We start from the raw sequence: 16,439 nt of genomic DNA, 5'->3' as shown, positions 1-16,439 counted from the left end.
AGAACGGCGGGGGACAGACCCTGGGCACAGCGCCAGCCCCCCGGCATCCGTAGCTTCCACAAATCGAGGACCTCGTTTCAACCACGCTAAGGAGCAAGACCATGAAAATACTTGAAAGCATCTACCTCACTCTCTTCGCCCCGTTCGCCGGCATCGCCAACGCCGCGGAGCAAACCGGGCCCGGCCGGATGGGCGAGGGCGGCATGATGGACGGAGGAATGATGAACGGCGGCATGATGATGGGCGGGCCGATGATGTTCGCCTGCATGCTATTCGCGCTTCTTGTCCTCGTCGTGCTGGTGCTTGCCATCGTGGCGCTCGTCAAGTATCTGCGCAGCTAGACCGGTCATGGGGGCCGGAAACTACCGATCGTCGATGGCCCGTCAATATTCGCCATGAACGAGAGCGACCACACCCGTCGGCGGTGGATGGCGAGTGTAACGAGTATCGGCGCATTGTCGCCGGGATTCCTACTCGTCGGCGTTAAAAACGAAGCTGAGATTGATAACGATAGAGATGTTGGCACCATCGTGACAGCGCGAAAAGCCCATTTGACGTTGACGGGGTCATCTCACGAAACGGAAAAATCGTACGCTAACTGCGACGCTTGTCCGCAGCGTATCGGCAACGCTAGTGGTTATTCGCCAGGGCCTTGACGATGCGGCAATCTTCGATCCGCCCCCCATGGCAGGCATGGATCATATCGTCCAGTGAGTTTTCCAAAGCTTGCAAGGTCGCAAGCTTGTCACGCACGGCTTCAAGATGCTTTTCTGCGAGTCGAGCGACGTCTTCACAGGAAGCCTCACTCTGATCGGCATGTGTCAGGAGCGTGCGTACATCGTCTTGGCTGAAACCCAGTTCCCGGCAACGTTTGATGAATATGAGCCGTTCAAGGTGAGATGTGTCGTAATAGCGCTGACCCCCCTCACTGCGGCCCGCTTCCGGTAGCAGACCTACATCGCCATAGTAGCGGATCGTGGCCACGCCTACGCCCGTGCGTCGGGCGAGATCGCCAATACGCAGATCGGATTGCGTCATGAATACCTCGTGCTTGAAGCTCTAGCAACTCGAGGATTTATCGTGGCGCTCCTATCGCCCGCTGGCAACTCAAGCGTAGGAATATCGTGTGTGCAAGCAAGCATTGATCAACCGCGTGCCGGCGCGCAACATAACAGTATTCCCGGGCCTGCTCGCGGTCTATAGCGTGGCTTTGCTTGCTGGCGCGCTTCTGCCGCTAGCTTTCGCGCCGTTGGGTTGGTATTGGCTCGCCGTGCTGTCGCCGGCTGCTCTATTCCTACTGGCCGCCCATCTACCGAAACGCCAAGCGCTCTGGACGAGCTATTTCTTCGGCCTGGGTTACTTCGGCGTAGGCGTGTCCTGGGTGTTTATCAGCATCAGTCGCTACGGCAGCGGGCCTGCGCTTGCCATGTTCCTCACTGCGGCCTTTGTGGCCTTGTTGGCCTTGTTCCCGTGGTCAGCGATATTTCTCGTGCGCACCTTATGCTCGCGGACGGGTGGTTTCGCACTGTGGCTTGGATTGCCGGCGGCATGGGTATTGAGCGAATGGGTCCGGCTCTGGTTCCTGACCGGCTTTCCTTGGCTTTTTCTAGGTTACAGCCAGATCGGCACACCGCTTGCCGCAATCGCACCGGTGTTTGGCGTGCTGGGCGTGAGCTTTGTTGTGGCCGTGATGGCAGGTGCTCTGGCGTGGACGATGCTTCGTTTCAGCTTGTGGCGCCTGGCAATCACAAGCGGCGCACTGGTGGCGCTATTGCTCGGCACATCACTGCTTGATCGTGAATGGACCGAGCCGGTCGCCAAACCCCTGTCCGTCGCGCTTGTGCAGGGGAATATGAAACAAGACAGGAAGTGGAAGCCGGAGGCGCTCGCGTTCACCTTGAGGCGCTATCGAGCGCTTACCCAACCCTACGCGGGAACCGACCTTATCGTCTGGCCGGAAACCGCCGTGCCGGCGTGGTTCGGTCAAGCCTCTGAATATTTAGACCGATTCCAAACACGCCTCGGCGCACGCGGATCGACCCTGATACTCGGGATTCCCGTGCGCACCGACCAAGGCCAGGCATACAATGCCGCCGTCAGTTTGGCTCGTCCGCGTCGGTTCTATTACAAGCGCCATCTGGTGCCCTTCGGTGAATACGTCCCACTGCGCGGACTCGTCGGCCCATGGCTCAATATCCTGGGCGCGCCGGTAGAAGACTTCAGTGCAGGCCAGCGACCGCGACTGCTATATGCCTCCGGCGTGCCCATCGGTGCATTGATTTGCTTTGATGTGGCGTTCGGCGCTGAAGTCGCCGACCTGCTCCCGGCCGCGCAGTTGTTGGTCAACCTGAGTAACGACGCCTGGTTCGGGGATTCCCTCGGGCCGCATCAACATCTGCAAATTGCGCAAATGCGCGCCATTGAGACTGGGCGTCCGCTCTTACGTTCAACCAACACCGGCCTCACGGCCATGATCGACCACAACGGTCAAGCGCTGGCCCGCGCGCCACAGTTCGAGTCGACTGTTTTGCCGGCAGAGGTTACACCGCGCACGGGGACCACGCCCTACGTCCGCTGGCGGGACAAGCCGGTACTGGCTTTCATTGGGATCGCGCTGAGCATGCTCGTTTGGGCAGGGAAAAGGCAAAGGGATTCTTCGCGCTGACTGCTTGACCCTTTAGTTGCTAGAGGTTTTATCGTCGCTATATGTTCAACAGAGTCGGTGCACGATTGCGCCGGTGGAGGTAACACGCGATGGCCGATTGCGGCTGTGAATTCGAGGCCGAAGACCAGGCCCAACAAAAGGCGCTCTACTGGCTGCTGGCGATCAATGGCGTCATGTTTCTGGCTGAATTCGGGATTGGTTTGCTGGGCGGCTCCACCGCGCTGATCGCCGATTCACTCGACAACTTCGCCGATGCGGCGGTTTATTCTGCCGGGCTGTATGCGGTGGGGCGCGCCGTCCATCACAAGGCGCGCGCGGCTTCCATTGGCGGCGTTGTGCAGATATTGCTCGCTTTGTTCGCCTTGGGCGAAGTGGTCCGGCGGACCGTTATGGGCAGCGATCCCGAGCCCGCCTACATGATAGCGATGGGCTTGGCGGCACTTGTCGCGAATATCACGTGTTTGCTCATCATCGCCCGCCATCGGGAAGGCGGCGTCCATATGCGCGCGAGTTGGATCTTTTCGGCCAACGATGTGATCGCCAATGTTGGCGTCATTGTCGGCGGCGCGCTTGTCTACTACTTCGACACGCGTTACCCCGACCTCATTATCGGTCTGGTCGTTGGTTTCATCGTCCTACGCGGCGGTGTCCGCATCCTGAAGGACGCGCGCAAAACGCGAGACGAACTTCAGGCATCGTCGCCCACGGGAGCCCTTTGACGTGGCGATATATACGTGCACTGCGAACAGGAGTCACAGCTCGTGTCTACGGGGTCGATAGGCGGCACGCTGAAAAGTGCTAGCCCGACCGACAAGCTGCGGTGGCTGGGGTTGTCTCTTGCGCTGCTGCTCGTAGATCAAGCAGCCAAGTACGCGGCCAGCACCTATCTTGACTATGGTGAGCGCAGAGCCGTCACAGAGTTTTTTAGCTGGACACATCTACATAATACGGGTGCCGCATTCAGCTTTCTGGCCGATGCGGGTGGGTGGCAACGGGCATTCCTGATCGGTGTCGCCGTTGTCATATCGGCCTTTCTGTTGCGCTGGCTGTGGCGCGGGGTGACTTCGCAAGGTCAAGGGATCGCGCTCAGTGCGATTTTAGGCGGTGCGCTGGGCAACTTGACGGATCGCCTGCTACGCGGCTACGTCGTGGACTTTCTCGATTTCCATTTCGCACAGTACCACTGGCCGGCATTCAACCTGGCCGACGTCTGGATCACAACCGGCGCTGCATCACTGATGTGGGCACATGCAAGATACCGCGAGTGAGCGTATCGGCCCGATCGCTGAGTCCCGGCTCGGGCTGCCCGAATCCCCACCGCTGGCCGGGCACGCTAGAGTAATTTTGAATGACAAGTACGGCTCGATACCTGAATCTCTACCGACCAAAAGCATGGAAAACACCATGAAGCTATTCGTAGCATTGCTGTTGAGCCTGCTTGGCTCCATTATCGGGATCGCCCCTGCCGCGGGACAGACCGGCCCGGGCCGCATGGGCGACGGCGGTCTGATGAACGGATCAATGATGCAATGCGGCATGATGGGTGGCCCGATGATGGCCGCGTGGGTGCTGTTTGCACTTCTCGTGTTGAGCGTATTGGTGCTCGCCGTGGTGGCGCTGATCAAATACCTGCGTAGCTGATGACGACTATCGACCCCAGACGCCGCATGCTATTGCGTTGCGTGGGCGGCCTTGCGGGTATCACCGCTTTGACGCCCACAGCTCTGTTGACGGCGTGTAAAGACAACGCGGCCGCGGGTACGAAACGCGAAGGCGCGGGCCATTACGGCCTCGAAAATGGCCCCTTCGACGTCGACATTCGGCTGCGCGCGCGTCCGGATACCGTGCCCATTTTGCCCGGCACGCCAAGCGAAGTCTGGCGCTACACGGCCGAACTGCGTAATGGCCCCGCGGATACCATCACCCCGGTGGGCGACAGCTACACCGGGCCGCTGATCCGGCTGCGCCGCGGCCAGCGTTTCCACGCCCGGTTGGAGAACAGCCTGCCGGAGGACACCACCGTGCATTGGCACGGACTGCACGTGCCGCCGGATGTGGACGGCCAGCCACGGCTGCCGATCAAGCCCGACGAAGCCATGACCGTAGCCTTCGATGTGCGCGACCGCGCCGGGCTGTATTGGTACCACCCGCACCCGCACGGACCGGACGGCGGCCGGGTGGGCTTTCAAAGCTATGCGGGTTTGGCCGGCCCGCTGGTCATCGAGGACGAGGCCGAGCGCGCCCTGGGGCTGCCGGCCGGGGATCAGGAAATGATCCTGGTTCTGCAAGACCGCCGCTTCGCCGGCGACAACGAGTTGACCTATATCGGCAGCGGCATGGGCACCATGATGACCCGCATGCGCGGCTTTCTCGGCGACCGCATCCTGGTCAACGGACAACCGGATAGCGCACGCGAAGTCGCCACCCGGCCGTACCGTCTACGAATACTCAATGGCTCCAACTCGCGCATCTACAAACTGGCCTGGAGCGACGGCCGGCCCATGACTGTGCTCGGCACCGACGGTGGCCTGCTGGCGGCGCCGCGCCAATATCCCTTCGTGGCCCTGGCGCCGGCCCAGCGCATCGATCTGTGGGTGGATTTATCCGCAAACGACCCCGGCGATGAACTGCGCCTGCTCAGCGACAGCTACCAGGCCGGGATGATGGACAACATGATGGGCGGCGGAATGATGGGTAGCGGCATGATGGGCGGCGCAGACCTCCCCGCAGGCACACGCGTCCCGTTACTCGCCTTGCGCGTAACACGGCGCGAACGCGGCAAGGAACGACTGCCTGAACGTCTCGCCGAGGATTTGCAGACGCCACCGGTCGAGCGCGACACCCCGTTGCGCCGCTTCAAGTTGGGCATGGTCATGATGCGCGGCTTCGCCATCAACGGCCGCCGGTTCGAAGGCGCCACCGTGGCCGACCACGAAATCGTGCCCCTGGGACACACCGAGGTCTGGGAATTTGTCAATGACTCCATGATGCCGCATCCCATGCACGTGCACGGGCTGCAGTTCGCGGTCGTCGGGCGAGAGCAAATCGGCGGCCGCCGGGGCTGGAGCGGTCTGGCGGCCGGACTGGTCGATTCCGGGCTACACGACACGGTGCTTGTGTTGCCGGGCGAACGCGTGCGTGTCGCGTTGACCTTCGCCGACTTCGAGGGGCTTTATTTGTATCACTGCCACAACATGGAACACGAGGATAACGGCATGATGCGTTACTACCGCGTTCGTTCATAAACCGAGTTACTATCGTGTATAAAAAACCTCGACTCCGTACCCGGCTTCAGTCTTGTAAAGATAAAATCCAAGCCCTATAGTTTTTATATGAAGCGGTTCATTGCCCAATTGCTCGTGATGATCGTTATGCTCGGCAGCGTACTGGCGAGCCCCGCGGTCATGGCATGGTCCATGGAGTCCGAGACCCGGATGGACGATTGCGCACTTTGCCAGAACGAGTTGTCGAATCAGCCGCATTCGGCATCGGCTACCGCCAGCTGTGCCGTGGCCGCCTGCGCGATGGTCGCCAGCATGAACCGTACCGATATGCCGGTTTTTCATCCGGCGCCCGCGGCGCTGTTTCCTCCCCCGTCCGCCCATCGCGGCCGGCTGCTGGATGGCCCCGATCCCTTCCCTCCGCGTGACCTCCACGCCTGATCCGACGGGCGCCTAACGCGCCACGTTCCTCGGATTCTTCCTGGCGGTCGCTCGGGCAATTTGTGCCCGACCGCAGCGCTCCGCAGCACACGATCGTCGTGACCCGACGAAATACGGGTAATGCGAAAACCGTGCCCCTGAGGATGAATCCGGACACATCGATTCAAGTCACGTGGAGTCATATTCCGATGAAGAACATTCTAATTCGCGCCATAGCGATGTGGTCGCTCCTGGCGTTTGCCTCGGCCTTTACCGGCATCGCTTTCGCGGCGCCGATCCAGGCCGCCCTGTATCACAACCCCGGCTGTATGTGCTGCGAGAAATACGCCGACTACCTCAATGAAAACGGTTTCGACGTCGAAGTGCTCGACACCAACGATATGGCCGGCATCAACCGTCAGCACGGCGTGCCCGCCAAGCTCTCCTCCTGCCACACCATGATGGTCGGCAACTATGTCGTCGTCGGCCATGTGCCGGCGCAAGTAATCAACAAACTGCTGGACGAACAGCCCGATATCCGTGGCATCTCGCTGCCCGGAATGCCGATGGGATCCCCCGGCATGGGTGGCGAAAAGCAGGAACCTTTCGTGATTCACACGCTGAGTGATGACGTTTACACGACGTATTAGGCCTGTCTTCAGGCAACCATCGAGGAAATCAATGGTGAAAAGCTGCAATTCCGAAGCATCGACTTCGTCGTCCGACTCGGGTCATCCGGCCCGGCGCTGGCTCGAGCCACGCAGCGTGCTCGTGGGCGGCTTGGTCGCCGCGGTAATCGGGCTCGTATTCAACTGGAACTGGGTCGTGGCCATCGGGGCCGTGCCGCTGCTGTTCATCCTGCCCTGCATGATCATGATGGGCTGGATGATGTGGAGCATGCGACCGAAAGCTACTGATGATTCAACGGCCCGACAGGAACCAAACACGCAAACCCGTTATTCACAGCAGACAGCGCCGTTGAGCGCGCCTTCTGCACAATCCAAAGAGGACTAGAACCATGCGTACAACAGTAAAAACGATTATTGCCGCCGCTCTGATCGCGGGCGCACCCGCCGTACTCGCCGCCACGCCAGGCGACGATACCCAGTCGGCACCCGCGGACAACATGGGGCAGATGATGCAAGACGATAGTGAAAAGGGTCATGGCATGGGCATGAACGACAAGGACATGCCGATGATGAAAATGATGACCCGGATGAACGACATGATGGAAACCTGCAACAAGATGATGCAGAGCAAGATGGAGAATATGAACGGCCCGGACGGTTCGACCGACAAGGGCTAGACACGAATGCGCCGGCGGCCCCAATCCCGGTGGCCGCCGGCCTCTTCTTGATCGAACAGGAGTATAGAAATGAGCTTACATCTAGGCGATACCGCCCCGAATTTCACCGCCGATACCACCGAAGGCGAGATCGATTTCCACGAATGGCTTGGCGACGGCTGGGGCATGTTGATGTCGCATCCGGCCGACTTCACACCGGTGTGCACCACCGAGCTGGGCGCGGTCGGCGGTCTCAAGGAAAGGTTCGCCCAGCGCAACGTGAAAGCCATCGTGGTCTCGGTGGATTCGGTGGACGATCACAAACGCTGGTCGGCCGATATCGAGGAAACTCAGGGCCAGGCCGTGAACTTCCCGCTCATCGGCGATTCCGACCGCAAGGTCGCCGAACTTTACGACATGATCCACCCGAACGCAGGCGATACATCGACGGTGCGCAGTGTGTTCATCATCGATTCCAACAAGAAGATCCGGATGACGCTCACCTATCCCAAGAGCGCCGGGCGCAATTTCGACGAGATTCTGCGGGTGATCGATTCGTTGCAGCTGACCGACAACTACAAGGTCACCACCCCGGCCAATTGGCAGGACGGCGACGACGTGATCGTGTCGCCGGCGTTGTCCAATGAAGAAGCCGAGAAGCTGTTCCCGGCCGGCTGGAACGAACTCAAGCCCTACCTGCGCATGACCAAGCAGCCGAACAAGTAACGACTGAGAGTGTGCTGCCCCGGATACAGGCGCGTCGCGTTGCTGTATCCGGGGCGTTACCGGCGATCACGTCATGAGCCGTCCGCGCTGGGTATGGACCCGATCGATGCATGACGTCGGCCATCCAATCAAAGGCTTGTTTCCGACATGCAAACCCAAGCTCCGTACCAAGAGGTTGTCGCGGAATACGCTCGGATTGCGGGCCGCTATGATCGGAAGTGGTCGTTCTATATCGAGGCGACGATGCAGGAGACGATCGCGCGTTTGCCGCTGGGCGAGGAGGATCGATTACTCGATGTGGGCTGCGGAACGGGCGCCCTGCTTTATCGTCTTGCGACCGTTCATCCCCCAACTCGGCTCGTGGGCGTGGATCCGGTACCCGCCATGCTCAAAATCGCGCGCCGCAAACTCCCGTCTGATATAGCGCTTCATGAGGGATGGGCAGAGCAGCTCCCATTTGCCGACGCACAGTTCGACCTCGTCGTTTCCTGCAGCATGTTTCACTACGTCGCGCGGCCGCTCGACGCGTTGATCGAAATGCGGCGCGTGCTGCGCCCCGGCGGCCAGCTCGTGCTCACGGACTGGTGTGGCGACTATCTGATGTGCCGGCTGTTCGAGCGCTATCAACGGCTGCGCGCTCATGCGCACGCACGGACCTATCGAACGCATGAGTGCGCTCGAATGCTCAAAGAAAGCGGCTACGCCGCCGTGCAGATCGAAACCTACAAAATCAACTGGCTCTGGGGGCTCATGACCGCCCGTGGTACCCATGTTCAAGCTTAATTTTCTACCGAAACGAAAAAATCAGCGAGAAGCCCGATGGCGATGAACGCCGATTTGCTGTTCGTCTGCCTGGCGTTGGCCGCACTGGGCCTCGTGTTGTTGGCCGTGGTCTTCCGCACATTGCTACGCACCGCGCGCAAGGGGTGGCTGATAGCGGCTGTGGTGCTAACCGCAGCACTGCTCTGGATCGATATCGTCATCATCTGGTGCTTGGTCGAATACAGCCTGTTTGCTGTCGATTTTAGTAGTGACGGTTTGCGCACGCTCCTCGAGCGCGCTGGCCCCTGGGCGCCTGCCGCGTCCATCGGCCTGATGACAGCTCATTCCTTCGTACCGTTCCCGGCCGAGGTGATCGCAATCGCCAATGGCGTCGTCTTCGGCTCCGGGCTGGGTGTACTGCTCACCTGGGCGGGCGCAATGATCGGCGCAATACTGAGTTACGAGATCGCACGGGCCCTGGGCCCGGCCACGCGGACGCGCTTGGTTCCGCTGCGTTACCAGGCGCGGTTGGATGCATTCGTGAGTGATAGCAGTATTTCGACACTGCTGACCGCGCGCCTGATACCGATCATGTCGTTCAACCTGATCAATTACGCCGCGGGACTCGCCGGCGTGCCGCGATGGACGTTCGTCTGGACCACCGGCGTGGGTATTTTGCCGCTGACCGTACTGAGCGTACTGCTCGGTAGTCAGGCGCTGCACTTGCCGGCCTATATCTGGACTCTCGCAGGCATTGCCGCGCTGATCTTGTTCGGCGCGGCGCGCGTCATCCGATCGCGGGGCGCGCATGAGCGAAACCGCGAGCACGACCATTCCAGGGCGCGGGATCGCCGCCGCCAAAACGCCACGCGATGACGATCTGGACGAATCTCCTGCTGGCGCTGTTCGCCGGCGTGCTGCTCAATCTCACGCCGTGTGTGCTACCCGCGTTGCCCGTCAAGTTGCGCACGATCGCGCGCGTGGTGGGCAACGGTTCGCGACAACGCTTTCTGGCAGCGATCGCGCTGCTGGCTGGCACGCTCACCTTCTTCGGTGCGCTCGCTTTGGCGACCGCCATGCTGAACTGGACCTGGGGCACCCTGTTCCAGGCGTTCTGGTTTCGCGCGGCACTGGCTTTCCTGCTCGCCGGCCTCGGCGTTTACAGTCTCGCGGGGCGCGGCGTGCAACCACCCCAATGGGTCTACCGCGTCCAGGGAAACGGCTACGCCGAACCCTACTTGGCCGGTTTTCTGGCCGCGGTCTTGTCCGCGCCCTGCACCGGGCCTTTCCTGGGCGGCGTCATGGCATTTGCGCTCACGCAGGCGCCGAGCACGATCTTCGCGCTGTTCATGGCGGTGGGCGTCGGGTTGGCCCTGCCCTACCTCGTTCTGCTGGCCCGACCCGGACTACTGACACGCATACCACGCAGCGGCGCGTGGCTATCCCGCGTGCAGCAGGTCATGGGCCTGATTCTCCTGGCCGGCGCGACGTTTTTTGCAACGACCGTGCTCGCGGAACGCGTCGGCACCCTGCTGTGGACCGCCTGGCTCGGGACCCTGGCTTTCTGGTTGATCCGCGCATTGGTGGTCGGCCCCGGATTCGGCGCGCGTTTGGTACCGGCGCTCGTCTTGGTCGCTGGCGTGGCCGGCGCCGTCACGCTCGGCTTTGATCGTGGGGCCGGCGCACAGCACGCGTTGCCTTGGCAGCCGCTAACGGAGCGCGCGCTTGCCGAGGCCCGCACTGCCGGCGCGCCGGTGCTTGTCGAGTTCACGGCGGATTGGTGTATTAACTGCAAAGTTCTGGAACAAACCGTTTACGCCGACGCCACGATTGTGAAATCCGTCGATGCAGCCCAGATGCGCGTTCTACGCGCCGATCTCACGCGGCCGGACGCTGCGCTTGATGCCTACCTACGATCCTTCGGTGGCGCCGGCCTGCCCTTCGCCGTGGTCTTGAAGCCGGACGGGACCGTGCACCGACGCCTACCCGATCTATTTACGGTGGGCACTTTGAAAACAGCCATCGAAACCAGTGGAGAGCAGACGCGTGTCGACCCGTAAGAGTTTTGTCCTCACTTGGCTGTTGCCAGCGACCATCGCGGTCACGGTCAGCGGCCTTTTTCTTTTCTCGCAATGGACCGTACCTAGTACGGAGCCCGAAGTGCAATCGACGACCGACCAGTCGACAGGTAATAGCCGGGATGGCAAGCGGGACGTTGTTGACCTCTATACCGCGTCAGAGTCATCAACAGTCTCAAAGTCCGTCCCACCGCAAACACAGCGTTTTAGCGCGGCCCACGTGGATCTCGATGCAACGCGCGACGGCGATACGATCCAAATAGAACTGGACATCGCATCGGAGTGGCATATCAACGCCAATCCCGCCTCTTTCGACTTTCTTATTCCGACCGACATCAAGGTATTTGCGAACGGCGTGCTGTTATCGACCGAGCTTGTATACCCACCGGGCGATGAACTCGACGTCGGCCTTGAAGACCCGATCCGGGTGTATTCGGGTAAGGTTAAGTTGATAGCGGCCCTGGATGAAGTTGCCGACAACGACATATCCACCGTCGAGGCCGTGGTACAAGCCTGTAATGACTCGGGGCTTTGCCTTCCGCCCTCAACGCTTTCTACGTCGCTTCCGAGCACCGCGAACCCATCGCTACCTTAAGCTTCAAAAGCTCTAAGGTCTTCGATCGCTAATGTAAGACGAGCCCAGAATATGTTCGAGCTCGCATGCATGCGCCGCGCGCCTTAGAACCAGCCAACCTCGATGATTTACAAAAACGTTTTTTTGCTCGAGAAAAAACTTAGCCGACGGCCATTGCTAGCCTCGCCTATTTTGATATAGTCAAACGATGCGTGCCTTCTTGGTTCTAATTTTGCTGTTGCAAGCCTTGGTCGCCCAAGCGGGCGTTCCGGGGATATCTTGCCTGCACGATTCCGAGCACGCTAACGCGGAAACATCCGCTGTTACGAACTCGGGTGCGACGGCCAGCGAGCACTCGCACGCGACGAAGCACGTCGAGGGTAGTGGCGACTCCCCATCCCATGATCGATGCTGCTGCTCGGTCATGGGCCATTGCTCCTCGAGTGCGGTCAACACCAGCTTCCCAACTGATGCGCTGTCTCCCCCTGCGGCGCACTTGGTAAGCCGTGCGCTTGTCGCGGTCGCCCCCGGGTTCGAACATCCTCCCTATCGTCCGCCGCCTACTCGCGTCTAATTGAAGCTTTTGGTGCATTAATGATGCGCCGAACATCAATCAGAACGGTGGTTGCGGCTTTTGCATAGCGTTTCACTAGGAGATTGTTGAAAGTCGCCACTTGGCGGTTATCTCAGCAAAGTCCTAGAGCGCCGTGCTGCGTCACCGTTCCCACGGAGACGCATTGTGCGAACTTGGAAAATTGTCATAGCGACCCTACTCGTGAGCTTGCTCATCGTAGGCGCCGCAGCCGCCGGAGTCATTTATTCCGGTGTTTATAACGTCGCGGCGACTAGCGAACACTGGCCGATCACGCGCTGGGCATTACAGAAAACGGTCCATCGCTCGGTTGAAAAACAGGCCTCCGGCATCGAAGCCCCGAAGCTGGGCTCTGAAGACCAGTTACTGGCAGGCGCTGCCAACTTCGACGCCATGTGCAGCGATTGTCATGCCCCGCCCGGCGGCCAACAGTCGGTCGCTGCGCGCGGCATGTACCCCAAACCACCGGAGCTTACCCATGCGGCCAAAGAGAAAAGTCCGGCTGAACTCTTCTGGGTAATCAAGCACGGCATCAAGGCATCGGCCATGCCTGCCTGGGGCGCGTCGCATAGCGACGAGGAGATATGGGCGATGACCGCCTTCGTCGAGCAACTGCCGAGCATGTCCGCCTCCGATTACCGGCAGATGCTGCAGACCGCTAAGGCTCAGGGCATCGGCCATGGGGACGAAGGCCATCACGATGAATCTGACGAGAGCCACGGTGGCGGTCACGCCTCGGACGAGGCCAGCGGGCATCCAGACTCACACGGCGAGGCCCAAGAACAGCCCCATTCAGATCCGAACGGTAGTGCTCATGCACACGGCTGAGCATCACGGACTCGTCCATCTACAGAACACGAATTCAGGAGCACCCTTCAATGAGTGATCGAACACACGATAGCGACCGCCGTCGCCTGTTACGGGCCATGGGCGCAACCGGGCTGCTGGCGGGTTTCAACGCCCTGCTGCCCGCCTATGCCCGCGAGGGCATGACACGCCACCTCAATACCGCAGCGGCCCAGGTTCCGGGCGGCGGCGCGCGCGACGTCGTCATGGATGTCCATGTCCGTCGCGAGATGATCGATATCGCCGGCGGTCGCGCGTCGGCCATTACGCTGAACCACACCACGCCCGGCCCGATCGTCGAACTCTGGGAAGGACAGAACGCCCATCTCCGAGTGCATAACCATCTCGACGAGTCGACCTCGATCCACTGGCACGGCATTTTGCTGCCGTTCCAGATGGACGGCGTGCCCGGCGTCGCCTTTCCCGGCATCGATCCTGGCGAGACCTTCGAAGTCGATTTCCCGGTCCGCCAGGCGGGCACCTACTGGTATCACAGTCATTCTGGCCTACAGGAACAGGTCGGCCAGACCGGGCCGATCGTCATTCATTCGGCCAACGACGACGGCATCAACGCCGATCGCGAGTACGTCATCGTGCTCAACGACTGGACCTTCGAGGATCCGCATCGTCTGCTGGCCAAGCTCAAGGAAATGAGCGACTATTACAACTTCAGCGAGCGCACGCTGGGCGATCTGGCCGAGGATTTTCGCCAATCCGGTGTCGCGACGACTCTGAAGGATCGCCTGGCCTGGGGCGACATGCGCATGAGCCCGCGTGACATCGCCGATGTCACCGGCCATACCTATAGCTATCTAATGAACGGCGTGCATCCCGATGCCAACTGGACCGGCCTGTTCACGCCCGGCGAGCGTATTCGCCTGCGCGTAATCAACGCCTCCGCAATGACCTATTTCAACGTCCGCGTGCCGGGCTTGCCGATGACCGTGGTCGCGGCCGACGGCAAGGAAATCCAGCCGGTCGAGACCGACGAATTCCAGATCGGCGTCGCCGAGACCTTCGACGTGGTCGTGCAACCCAAGGCCGATCAGGCCTACACGATCATGGCCGAGACCATGGACCGCAGCGGTTATGCCCGCGGCACACTCGCGCCGCGTGTCGGCATGGTCGCGCCCGTGCCCGCCCTGCGCGAGCAGCCCCAGCGCACGATGATCGATATGGGCATGGACATGAGTCAGATGGGCATGGGCGGCATGAAGATGTCGCAGGGCAAGCGCCCGAAACCGATGGGCCACGGCCAGATGGCGATGGATCACGGCTCGATGCAAAAGATGGACATGCCTAAAAAGGATTCCGGCATGGCCGAGATGTCGCATCAGGGCCACAAGATGGCCGACTCGAAGATGTCTGGAAAAATGGCCGGCATGGGCCACGATATGAAAAAGATGGCCCATGGCACGGGCCCGAATGCCGGGTCCATGGGTACGGGCGCGATGATGGAACAATCCGGGCCGGTCATAGCCAAGCACGGCCCGGATCATCACGGCGCCGGCAACTTGACCGTGGCCAACGTTCAGCGTGATCGCCTGGGCGAGCGTGGGACCGGGCTCGAGGACGTCAACCATCGCGTGCTCACCTACAGTCAGCTGCGCAATATGGTCCCGATGCGCGACCGCCGCGAACCCTCGCGCACGATCGAGGTACACCTGACCGGCAACATGGACCGCTACATGTGGTCGTTCGACGGTGTGAAGTACTCCAACGCCACGCCGATCGAGTTTCCGTACGGCGAGCGGATTCGGCTGATCATGGTTAACGACACGATGATGGAACATCCCATCCATCTGCACGGCATGTTCATGGAGCTTGAGAACGACCAGGGCGAGCACCTGCCGTTCAAGCACACCCTAAGCGTGCTGCCGGGATCCCGCGCATCGCTGCTGATCACGGCAGACGAACCGGGCCGCTGGGCCTTTCACTGCCATCTGCTCTATCACATGGAAATGGGCATGTTCCGCGTCGTGCGCGTGAGCGATCAATCCGGAGACAAGAATGCTTAAACAATCGACCCCAACCATCCTCGGCGCGGCCGTTCTTCTTTTGGGATCTACGGCCCCAGCTTTTGCGGCATCCGATGGCAAAGCCGATCTCGACTCGGTCATCCCCCAGGGGCCCGTCGAGCCCTCAAGCGGGGCGCCGCTGGCCTGGAAAAAGCCCATCAAAGATCAGCAGATTCATAAGTTCTTTCTGATCGATCGCCTCGAATACGGCGACGTCGACGGGACCAACAACTATCTCTGGGACGCCCAGGGCTGGATTGGCGGCGATTACAACAAGCTCTGGCTCAAGACCGAAGGCGAGGGCCCGATGCGTGGCGGCTCGCCGGAGGACACCGAGTTCCAAGCACTCTACAACCGCACGATCACGCCTTTCTGGAGCGCCCAGGCCGGTCTGCGCTACGACGTCAATCCAAACCCGGACCGCGGCTTTGCGGTGTTTGGCCTGCAGGGGCTCGCGCCCTACTGGTTCGAATCAGATACGGCGTTGTTCGTCAGCGAAGACGGCGACGTGAGTTTCCGCGGCGAATTCGAGTACGAGCTGTTGCTTACCCAGCGCTTGATCCTGCAGCCACGGGCCGAAATCAATGCCTCAGCCCAGGATGTGCCGGAATACGGACTGGGCAGCGGTCTCAATAACACCGAGATGGGGATCCGGCTGCGCTACGAGATCAAGCGCGAGTTCGCGCCTTATATCGGCGTACGCTGGGAGCAGAGCTATGGCGAAACCAAGGACATCGCCCAGGCCGAAGGCGAGGAAACGTCGTCGACCGCTTTCGTGGTCGGTATCCGCGCCTGGTACTGATAGGGAAATCACCGGATGTATGGAGGGCGTTCATCTCATTAGCATGTCTGTGGACTTCGCGTACGGGCTTGCAGCGAGCCAAAGAGGATAAAACCCAATGGCGTTAACGGGCCTACTCACCATCATGGGCACGATCGTGGCGGGCGCCCTGCTGTTGCAGTGGGTTGCGGCACGCACTCGTCGCGATCGCGTGGTCGAGTCGCAGAAGATCCCGTTTCTCGGGGGTAGCGCACCGAACACGCACGCCTGGCAGCGTTTTCATGTGCGTTACTACTCGATGACGCTGCTGTTCATCGCCTTCGAGATGGAGATGATGTTCATGTACCCATGGGCGGTCGTGTACGTCGCCGAAGGCGTCAAGGCGCTCGCGGAGATGGGCATGTTCCTCGCCATCCTCACGGTGGGCATCCTCTACGGCTGGCGCGAAGGTATCTTTCGGTGGCAGTGAAG

20 protein-coding genes are annotated in these 16,439 nt (G+C 60.7%); 18 read left to right on the top strand and 2 right to left on the bottom strand.

Features of this window, described 5'->3' with window-relative positions:
• Positions 1-101: 101 nt before the first annotated feature.
• Positions 102-341 carry a hypothetical protein gene (locus SAJA_RS02470; protein ID WP_123657078.1) on the top strand — a complete coding sequence of 80 codons (240 nt, stop codon included), beginning with the start codon at positions 102-104 and terminating at the stop codon, positions 339-341.
• 289 nt (positions 342-630) lie between these two features.
• Here SAJA_RS02470 and SAJA_RS02465 read toward each other — a convergent pair whose 3' ends face one another.
• A complete protein-coding gene (locus tag SAJA_RS02465) occupies positions 631-1,038 on the bottom strand; it encodes a MerR family transcriptional regulator (protein WP_006911929.1) in 408 nt (135 codons plus the stop codon).
• An 88-nt stretch (positions 1,039-1,126) separates the two neighbouring features.
• On the opposite strand from SAJA_RS02465, the gene lnt reads away from it, so the two are divergent.
• The 7 genes from lnt to SAJA_RS02430 all read left to right on the top strand — a co-directional run bounded on the left by lnt (position 1,127) and on the right by SAJA_RS02430 (position 6,956).
• Positions 1,127-2,665: an apolipoprotein N-acyltransferase gene (lnt, locus tag SAJA_RS02460; protein ID WP_006911930.1), complete on the top strand. Its 1,539-nt coding sequence runs from the start codon at positions 1,127-1,129 to the stop codon at positions 2,663-2,665.
• Between the two features lie 89 nt (positions 2,666-2,754).
• Positions 2,755-3,384: a cation diffusion facilitator family transporter gene (locus SAJA_RS02455; protein ID WP_006911931.1), complete on the top strand. Its 630-nt coding sequence runs from the start codon at positions 2,755-2,757 to the stop codon at positions 3,382-3,384.
• 42 nt (positions 3,385-3,426) lie between these two features.
• Positions 3,427-3,933, top strand: coding sequence for a signal peptidase II (gene lspA / locus SAJA_RS02450; RefSeq protein WP_021031445.1), 507 nt, complete (start codon positions 3,427-3,429; stop codon positions 3,931-3,933).
• Positions 3,914-4,306 carry a hypothetical protein gene (locus tag SAJA_RS15320; RefSeq protein ID WP_123657077.1) on the top strand — a complete coding sequence of 131 codons (393 nt, stop codon included), beginning with the start codon at positions 3,914-3,916 and terminating at the stop codon, positions 4,304-4,306. The genes lspA and SAJA_RS15320 overlap by 20 nt, the downstream gene beginning before the upstream one ends.
• A complete protein-coding gene (locus SAJA_RS02440) occupies positions 4,306-5,910 on the top strand; it encodes a multicopper oxidase family protein (protein ID WP_245963209.1) in 1,605 nt (534 codons plus the stop codon). Before SAJA_RS15320 ends, SAJA_RS02440 begins: the two co-directional genes overlap by 1 nt.
• Before the next feature lie 87 nt (positions 5,911-5,997).
• Entirely contained in the window at positions 5,998-6,327 is a 330-nt protein-coding gene (locus SAJA_RS02435) for a hypothetical protein (RefSeq protein ID WP_123657076.1), read from the top strand.
• A gap of 188 nt (positions 6,328-6,515) precedes the next feature.
• Positions 6,516-6,956, top strand: coding sequence for a DUF411 domain-containing protein (locus tag SAJA_RS02430; RefSeq protein WP_006911936.1), 441 nt, complete (start codon positions 6,516-6,518; stop codon positions 6,954-6,956).
• Between the two features lie 81 nt (positions 6,957-7,037).
• On the opposite strand, the gene SAJA_RS15090 is transcribed toward SAJA_RS02430, so the two are convergent.
• Positions 7,038-7,205, bottom strand: a complete 168-nt coding sequence (locus SAJA_RS15090) for a hypothetical protein (RefSeq protein ID WP_184999712.1) — start codon at positions 7,203-7,205, stop codon at positions 7,038-7,040.
• Positions 7,206-7,324: 119 nt separating this feature from the next.
• Between SAJA_RS15090 and SAJA_RS02425 the strand changes: the two genes are divergently transcribed.
• The 10 genes from SAJA_RS02425 (at position 7,325) to SAJA_RS02380 (ending at position 16,437) form a co-directional block, all read left to right on the top strand.
• Positions 7,325-7,612 (top strand): hypothetical protein, encoded by a 288-nt coding sequence (locus SAJA_RS02425; protein ID WP_123657075.1) that lies wholly within the window; start codon positions 7,325-7,327, stop codon positions 7,610-7,612.
• Positions 7,613-7,681: 69 nt separating this feature from the next.
• Positions 7,682-8,317 (top strand): peroxiredoxin, encoded by a 636-nt coding sequence (locus SAJA_RS02420; RefSeq protein WP_123657074.1) that lies wholly within the window; start codon positions 7,682-7,684, stop codon positions 8,315-8,317.
• A 147-nt stretch (positions 8,318-8,464) separates the two neighbouring features.
• Positions 8,465-9,100, top strand: coding sequence for a class I SAM-dependent methyltransferase (locus tag SAJA_RS02415; protein ID WP_123657073.1), 636 nt, complete (start codon positions 8,465-8,467; stop codon positions 9,098-9,100).
• 36 nt (positions 9,101-9,136) lie between these two features.
• Positions 9,137-9,955, top strand: a complete 819-nt coding sequence (locus SAJA_RS02410; protein ID WP_123657072.1) for a TVP38/TMEM64 family protein — start codon at positions 9,137-9,139, stop codon at positions 9,953-9,955.
• A complete protein-coding gene (locus SAJA_RS02405) occupies positions 9,952-11,139 on the top strand; it encodes a protein-disulfide reductase DsbD family protein (protein WP_123657071.1) in 1,188 nt (395 codons plus the stop codon). Before SAJA_RS02410 ends, SAJA_RS02405 begins: the two co-directional genes overlap by 4 nt.
• Entirely contained in the window at positions 11,126-11,752 is a 627-nt protein-coding gene (locus tag SAJA_RS02400; RefSeq protein WP_184999711.1) for a protein-disulfide reductase DsbD N-terminal domain-containing protein, read from the top strand. Before SAJA_RS02405 ends, SAJA_RS02400 begins: the two co-directional genes overlap by 14 nt.
• 754 nt (positions 11,753-12,506) lie before the next feature.
• Positions 12,507-13,151 carry a c-type cytochrome gene (locus tag SAJA_RS02395; RefSeq protein WP_123657069.1) on the top strand — a complete coding sequence of 215 codons (645 nt, stop codon included), beginning with the start codon at positions 12,507-12,509 and terminating at the stop codon, positions 13,149-13,151.
• A gap of 50 nt (positions 13,152-13,201) precedes the next feature.
• Entirely contained in the window at positions 13,202-15,187 is a 1,986-nt protein-coding gene (locus SAJA_RS02390; RefSeq protein ID WP_123657068.1) for a copper resistance system multicopper oxidase, read from the top strand.
• Complete coding sequence (locus tag SAJA_RS02385; protein WP_123657067.1) at positions 15,180-15,989, top strand: copper resistance protein B; 810 nt, start codon at positions 15,180-15,182, stop codon at positions 15,987-15,989. The genes SAJA_RS02390 and SAJA_RS02385 overlap by 8 nt, the downstream gene beginning before the upstream one ends.
• Positions 15,990-16,086: 97 nt before the next feature.
• Positions 16,087-16,437, top strand: a complete 351-nt coding sequence (locus SAJA_RS02380) for an NADH-quinone oxidoreductase subunit A (protein ID WP_123657066.1) — start codon at positions 16,087-16,089, stop codon at positions 16,435-16,437.
• Positions 16,438-16,439: the final 2 nt, after the last annotated feature.

The organism is Salinisphaera japonica YTM-1, assembly GCF_003788585.1.
Classification (GTDB): domain Bacteria; phylum Pseudomonadota; class Gammaproteobacteria; order Nevskiales; family Salinisphaeraceae; genus Salinisphaera; species Salinisphaera japonica.
This window is presented reverse-complemented; position numbering and strand designations above follow the sequence as displayed.

Excerpts from the sequence above, each read along its gene's own strand:
- SAJA_RS02470 (WP_123657078.1), top strand. The coding sequence starts at position 102 with ATGAAAATACTTGAAAGCATCTACCTCACTCTCTTCGCCCCGTTCGCC.
- SAJA_RS02465 (WP_006911929.1), bottom strand. The coding sequence starts at position 1,038 with ATGACGCAATCCGATCTGCGTATTGGCGATCTCGCCCGACGCACGGGC.
- SAJA_RS02455 (WP_006911931.1), top strand. The coding sequence starts at position 2,755 with ATGGCCGATTGCGGCTGTGAATTCGAGGCCGAAGACCAGGCCCAACAA.
- SAJA_RS15320 (WP_123657077.1), top strand. The coding sequence starts at position 3,914 with ATGCAAGATACCGCGAGTGAGCGTATCGGCCCGATCGCTGAGTCCCGG.
- SAJA_RS02440 (WP_245963209.1), top strand. The coding sequence starts at position 4,306 with ATGACGACTATCGACCCCAGACGCCGCATGCTATTGCGTTGCGTGGGC.
- SAJA_RS02435 (WP_123657076.1), top strand. The coding sequence starts at position 5,998 with ATGAAGCGGTTCATTGCCCAATTGCTCGTGATGATCGTTATGCTCGGC.
- SAJA_RS02430 (WP_006911936.1), top strand. The coding sequence starts at position 6,516 with ATGAAGAACATTCTAATTCGCGCCATAGCGATGTGGTCGCTCCTGGCG.
- SAJA_RS15090 (WP_184999712.1), bottom strand. The coding sequence starts at position 7,205 with ATGCTCCACATCATCCAGCCCATCATGATCATGCAGGGCAGGATGAAC.
- SAJA_RS02425 (WP_123657075.1), top strand. The coding sequence starts at position 7,325 with ATGCGTACAACAGTAAAAACGATTATTGCCGCCGCTCTGATCGCGGGC.
- SAJA_RS02420 (WP_123657074.1), top strand. The coding sequence starts at position 7,682 with ATGAGCTTACATCTAGGCGATACCGCCCCGAATTTCACCGCCGATACC.
- SAJA_RS02415 (WP_123657073.1), top strand. The coding sequence starts at position 8,465 with ATGCAAACCCAAGCTCCGTACCAAGAGGTTGTCGCGGAATACGCTCGG.
- SAJA_RS02410 (WP_123657072.1), top strand. The coding sequence starts at position 9,137 with ATGGCGATGAACGCCGATTTGCTGTTCGTCTGCCTGGCGTTGGCCGCA.
- SAJA_RS02405 (WP_123657071.1), top strand. The coding sequence starts at position 9,952 with ATGACGATCTGGACGAATCTCCTGCTGGCGCTGTTCGCCGGCGTGCTG.
- SAJA_RS02390 (WP_123657068.1), top strand. The coding sequence starts at position 13,202 with ATGAGTGATCGAACACACGATAGCGACCGCCGTCGCCTGTTACGGGCC.
- SAJA_RS02385 (WP_123657067.1), top strand. The coding sequence starts at position 15,180 with ATGCTTAAACAATCGACCCCAACCATCCTCGGCGCGGCCGTTCTTCTT.
- SAJA_RS02380 (WP_123657066.1), top strand. The coding sequence starts at position 16,087 with ATGGCGTTAACGGGCCTACTCACCATCATGGGCACGATCGTGGCGGGC.